The sequence below is a fragment of the Mesorhizobium sp. P5_C1 genome (assembly GCF_054049815.1).
Genome location: NZ_JBFULQ010000416.1, coordinates 1 through 5030, shown reverse-complemented (window position 1 = coordinate 5030; position 5030 = coordinate 1). Strand labels below are relative to the sequence as shown.

Genomic DNA, 5030 nt, shown 5'->3' with positions numbered 1-5030 from the left:
AACAATGGCTACGCCTATCCGAACTATTTCGCGCTGATCAAAGCCTATGCCTTCAAGGCGAAGGAGCCGATCGTGCATCCGGTGCTGCGGCGCGCGCCGGAGCCGGGCAGGGCGTTCAAACCTCGCATCAGGGCGCGCAACATAAATGGGCTCGGCTCCGCGCCGGTTCCCGCCGAGCCGCCCAAGGAATGAGTTTTGCGGCGAGTGGGTAATGCCTGCTAGACTGGCTGCGGTCGGTCCCCTTCAATCCCAGATACAACGGTCAGATTCCGGCATGAGCGAATTGGTTGCGGCGTTGCCGATGTATGACTGGCCCGAAGCGCGCGACGAGGTCGACGCCCAATGGGCGCGCTTGCGCGACGCCTTCCGGCGGAGGGGTATCGACGCGCCGCAAACGATCGTGCGCCGAAATGGCGACCTGCCGCCGGTGCCGGGTGGCATTCATGATGCCCAGGGAAAACTGATCGCGCCAGACCCGGCGACATTGCCGCCGGACGAACTCGATTTTCACAAGCTTTGGCTGCATCCTGCGCTGCTGTTTGCGCAGACCTGCTGGGGACCGATGGAACTCGGCCTGTCCAAACACGTTCAGGTGGTCGGCCAGCCGAGCTACGACGCCTGTGAAGGCGGGCAGGGCGAGCTCTATTCGAGCGCGCTGGTGATGCGGGCGGGCGAGGGGCTGGAGGTTCGATCGCCTGCGGACGGCCGCGCTCTCATCCCGCTCGATCTGATCCGCGGCAAGCGCTTCACCTTCAACAGCCTTGATTCCATGTCAGGCATCATTGCACTGACGCGCGACCTGCAAGCGGCCGGCGAAGACCTGGATATATTCTCGACGCGCAGCGAAAGCGGCGGCCATCGCGACTCGATCGTCGCTGTGGCCGAAGGCAAGGCGGATGTCGCGGCCATCGACTGCGGAAGCTGGGCGCTGGCGCAGCGTTTGGAGCCGGCGGCGCAAGCGGTGAAGGTCGTCGGCTGGACGGGACGGCGCAAAGGCCTGCCGTTCATCACCGCCGCAACGACACCGGAAAAGACGGTCAGGGCGATGCGCGAGGCACTTGCCGGACTAGCCGAGCAGCCTCGCATCCAACGGGTAGGTTGAAAGTTTTTCGTTGCCGGTTTCGGTGATGAGAATCTGCTCTTCGATCTTGACGCCTTCGCGTCCGCCCAGCCGGCCGATATAACTTTCCACGCACAGCACCATGCCTGACTCCAGCGCGCCGTCTGGGGTGTCGGGGGTCCAGTCGCTGGCATGCGGCAAGGTCGGGTATTCGTCGGCCAGGCCGACGCCGTGATAGAGAACGCCGTATCGCGTCGGAAAACAGTCTCCGGGCGGTACCGCCGAGCGTTCGACAAGGTCGCGGAACGAGGTGCCCGGCTGCATCAATTGCGTGTTGTGTTCGATCTGATCGGCGGCGATGCGGAACAGGTCGCGCTGTTCGTTGGTCGGCTCTGCATCACCGCACAGCCAGGTGCGCGACAGGTCGGCACAGAAGCCGTAGGGGCCGATCAAGTCGGTGTCGAAGGCGACCAGGTCGCCGGCTTCGGTCTTGCGCGACGAGCATTCCTGGAACCACGGGTTGGTGCGCGGGCCTGACGTCAGCAGCCGCGTCTCGATCCATTCGCCACCGCGCGCGATGTTGCCGCGATGCAGTTCGGCCCACAGCTCGTTCTCGGAAATGCCAGGCCGCAGGGCCTGCTCCATCTCGCCCATCGCCGCCTCGCAAGCGACGATGGCGCGGCGCATGGCGAGAATCTCGTCCGATGATTTGATCAGCCGCGCATTTTCCATCACCGCTTCGCCATTGCCGATCGTCACACCCAGACGGGCGAGTTCCTCGACGCCTTCCGGGTTGATGTGATCGACCGCGATGCGGCTGTTGCCGCCGCCATGTTCCCTGACCAGATCGGTAATGCCGGCGGCCCAGCGGCGGACTTTTTGCTCGGTCAGTTCGCCGCCATAGAGATACATCCATGAGACAGCCGGCCGCACCTCGTCGACGACGCCGGAATGGTCGGACAGGTGCTCGCAGGAAAAATAATCGAACAGCACCACCGGCCCGTCGGTGGCGACGAAACAATGCCGTGTCGGATTGTGCGCCACCCACAGCTGCATGTTGGTGGAATCGGTGGCGTAGCGGATGTTGACCGGGTCGTAGAGCAGGGCGCCGGCATAGTCGCGGCGCTTCAACTCGGCGCGGATGCGGTCCAGCCGGTATTGGCGCGTCGCCGGCAGATCGGGAGCGGCAATACCCGCCGCTGCCCATTCAGCTTCCGCCTGGGCGCCATAGCCCAGCACATGCTGGTTGAGCGACGCCGCCTTCTGGCGGGAAACGTCGCGCAGCGCCTCGATCGAGCCCGGCTCGAACGGCATGATCTTGCGATGGCGGCCAAAGCTGCCCTTCGGCCCAGCGCTGTCCATGACCGAACCTCAGGTCCGCATCTTCTCGCCACTCGGGTCGAACGGTGCTTCGACGTTGATGCGGGCCGGGCGCCGGTGTCCCAAGATCTCGATCTCGAACAGCCCGGCACTTTCGTCCTCGGCGAGTGCTGCCGGAATGTAACCCTGCGCCATCGACTTCTGCACATAGTGCGCATAGCCGCCTGATGTCACCCAGCCGACGACGCGCCAGTCGCCGTCGACGATGCCGCGCACGGCCGAAGCGCCTTCAGCTGCCTTGGAGCCGCGTATTTCCTCGCCGCCATCGTCGAAACGCGGCGCGCCGTAGCCATGCGGCTTTTCCACCGTGCCGTAGTCCTTGGAGACCTTGGCCCAGATCGGCTCGTCGCCCATCACATCGGCGTCGGCGGCATCGACGATGAAGGAGACGCGGCGCAGTTTTGGCCCCTGGGCCTGTTCCTTGGCGGCAGCCTCGCGGCCTATGAAATCGTTCTTCTCGAGCTTGATGAAGCGGTCCATCGCGCCTTCGAACGGTCCGTAGATCGGCCGCAACTCGCGGAACCAGGTCGGGAAGTTCTTTTCCAGGCGCATCGACAGCAAAGCGCGCATGCCGAAATCGACAAGGCCGAATTCCTCGCCGGCATCCTTGATCGCCTTATAGACAAGGCGCTGGTAGGCCGGCGCCATCCAGATCTCGTAGCCGAGATCACCGGTGTAGGTGATACGGTTGACCAAACAGGGCGCACCGCCGACCGCCATCTCGCGGAAATCCATGAAACGGAAAGCTTTTGTCGAGATGTCGACATCGACGAGCTTCTGCAAGAGGTCGCGGGACTTAGGCCCTGCGATCGACAAACCGACCAGCGTCTGGTCGAAGCGGTGGATGCGCACAGAACCATCCTTCGGCAGGTGCTTCTCGAACCAGCGCATGTGATATTTTTGCGCCGCCGACGAGCCCCAGATCATGAAGCGGTCTTCTCCGGCCTTGGCGATGGTGAAGTCGCCGATCAGCTTGCCGAATTCGTTGATCATCGGCGTCAGCACGATGCGACCGGTCTTCGGCATGCGGTTGGTCATCAGCCGGTTGAGGAAATCTTCCGCCCCTGGTCCCGACACTTCGTATTTGGCGAAGTTGGCGATCTCGGTGACGCCGACGCGCTCGCGGGTGGCGCGCACTTCCTCGCCGATCGGCCCAAAATCGTTGGAGCGGTGGAAGGAGACGATGTCCTTCGGCTCCTTGCCCTTCGGGGCAAACCAGAGCGGGGTTTCGAGACCCCAGGAGTCGCCCATGACGGCGTTGTTGGCGAGCATCGTATCGTAGAGCGGCGTCGTCTGCGCCGGGCGTGCGGCCGGCAGTTCCTCATTGGGGAAGCGGATGGAGAAGCGGCGCGAATAATTTTCGCGCACCTTGGCGTTGGTGTACCGCAGGCCGGCCCATTCGCCGAAGCGGGCGACGTCCATACCCCAAACGTCGAAGCCGGGATCGCCGTGGACCATCCAGTTCGACAGCGCCAGACCGACGCCGCCACCCTGGCTGAAGCCGGCCATAACGGCGCAGGCGCACCAGAAATTGGTCAGGCCCTGCACCGGGCCGACCAGCGGGTTGCCGTCGAGCGCGAAGGTGAAGGGGCCGTTGATGATCTGCTTGATCCCGGCCTTCTCGATGCCGGGGAAATGCTTGAAGCCGATCTCCAGCGACGGCGCAATGCGGTCGAGGTCGGGGGCGAGCAATTCATGGCCGAAATCCCACGGCGTGTTGACCGGCGACCACGGCTTGCATGCCTTTTCATAGGTGCCGAGCAGAATGCCGTTGCGCTCCTGGCGGGTGTATATCTCGCCCTTGAAGTCAAGCACGCCGATCATCTCGCGACCGGTCGACTTGTTGAATTCCTCGACCTCCGGCATTGGCTCGGTGAGCAGGTACATGTGCTCCATGGCCAGCACCGGCAGTTCGACGCCGACCATGCGGCCGATCTCACGTGCCCACAGGCCGCCGCAGTTGACGACATGCTCGGCATGAACCGTGCCTTGTTCGGTGACGACATTCCAGGTGCCGTCGACCTCTTGCGTCAGCTCGACGACGCGGTTGCGCAGCACGATCTCGGCGCCAAGCTTCTTGGCCGCCTTGGAATAGGCGATCGTGGTGCCGGACGGATCAAGATGGCCCTCGACCGGATCCCACATGGCGCCGACGAAATTGGTCTCGTCCATCAGTGGGAACATCGCCTTGGCTTCGGATGGCGTGATCAACTCGGTGTCCATGCCGAGATAGCGGCCCTTGGCATGGGCGAGCCGCAGGAAGTCCATGCGCTCCGGGGTATCTGCCATCATCACGCCGCCAGTCAGGTGCAGCGAGCAGGATTGGCCGGAAATCTCCTCGATCTCCTTGTAGAGTTGCACCGTATAGGCCTGCAGCTTGGCGACGTTGGGGTCGCCGTTCAGCGTGTGGAAGCCGCCCGCCGCGTGCCAGGACGAGCCGGAGGTAAGCTCCGAGCGCTCGATCAGCATGATGTCGGTCCAGCCGGCCTTGGCCAGATGGTAGAGAACCGAGCAGCCGACGACGCCGCCGCCGATGACAACCGCTTTTACATGAGATTTCATCAAGATAGGTCCGTTTTTGCGTAAACTG

The 5030-nt window shown here is 63.5% G+C and carries 3 protein-coding genes and 1 pseudogene; 2 read left to right on the top strand and 2 right to left on the bottom strand.

The genetic code is table 11. The features are described from left to right. Positions 1-192, top strand: a pseudogene (locus tag ACXJ7R_RS24665) (fatty acid desaturase); the annotation flags it as partial. A gap of 82 nt (positions 193-274) precedes the next feature. Then, positions 275-1102 (top strand): phosphate/phosphite/phosphonate ABC transporter substrate-binding protein, encoded by an 828-nt coding sequence (locus ACXJ7R_RS24660; RefSeq protein WP_457154107.1) that lies wholly within the window; start codon positions 275-277, stop codon positions 1100-1102. Here ACXJ7R_RS24660 and ACXJ7R_RS24655 read toward each other — a convergent pair. After that, positions 1067-2422, bottom strand: coding sequence for a M24 family metallopeptidase (locus ACXJ7R_RS24655; RefSeq protein WP_457154106.1), 1356 nt, complete (start codon positions 2420-2422; stop codon positions 1067-1069). The two genes, ACXJ7R_RS24660 and ACXJ7R_RS24655, sit on opposite strands and share 36 nt — an antisense overlap. 9 nt (positions 2423-2431) lie before the next feature. Further along, positions 2432-5002, bottom strand: coding sequence for a GcvT family protein (locus ACXJ7R_RS24650; protein ID WP_457154105.1), 2571 nt, complete (start codon positions 5000-5002; stop codon positions 2432-2434). Between the last annotated feature and the right edge of the window lie 28 nt (positions 5003-5030).